Here is an 875-nt window from a genome sequence, read left to right on the forward strand (position 1 = left end):
GGCAGCGCGAGCGAAACTGGCGAGATTGATTTAACCCTGCCCAGCCTTGCTATTACAGATAACGGCGTGAGCAACGACACAACACCGACGATCTCCGGCACAAGCGATGCACCACAAGGTAGCGAAGTCACAATTGTTGTGACAGACAATGCCGGTGTACAGCAAACCATTACTGCCACAGTAGGTGTAAGTGGTACATGGTCAGTCCCTGTTACAACAGTCCTTGCTGAAGGCAGCTACACAGTAAGTGCAAGCGTAAGCGATGCCGCTGGCAATGAAGCCACAGCCTCTGGCTCAGGTGAAGTAGACACCATTGCGCCAACGCTTGAGTTAACCAGCCCAGGTTCAAGTAACGACGTAACCCCAACGCTAAGCGGCACCAGTGATGCACTAGAGGGCACCGTGATCACCTTTACCGTTACCGATGATTTAGGGGGAGAGCAAACCTTTACGACGACTGTGGATGCGAGCGGCAACTTCTCAGTCGAAGTGCCAAACGCATTGGCTGAAGGGCCTTACAGCATTGAAGCGACTGTTAGTGATGCGGCGGGTAACAGCACTGATATCACCGGCAGCGGTAACATCGATACCACCGCGCCAAGTGTGAGTGTGGATGCACCAGCGCTCATCAACGACAGCACGCCAACGGTTACAGGCACCAGTGATGCACCCAACAGCACCGTCACGGTAACCTTTACCGATGCAGCCAATGTTGTACAAACTATTGATGTACAAACCGATGTCAACGGCAATTGGAGTGCGACACCAACCAGCGACTTAGCAGAAGGCAACTACAGTGTTAGCGCCAGCATCACTGATGCAGCAGGCAACACGGGCACAGGCACAGACAACGGCGAAGTGGATGTGACGCCACC

At 53.7% G+C, this 875-nt stretch carries 1 protein-coding gene; it reads left to right on the forward strand.

From position 1 onward, the window contains the following. Positions 1 to 875, forward strand: an 875-nt coding sequence (locus CWC16_RS19255; RefSeq protein WP_171037697.1) for an Ig-like domain-containing protein, incomplete at both ends; no start/stop codon positions are given.

The sequence above is a fragment of the Pseudoalteromonas sp. S3776 genome, assembly GCF_005886915.1.
GTDB lineage: Bacteria > Pseudomonadota > Gammaproteobacteria > Enterobacterales > Alteromonadaceae > Pseudoalteromonas.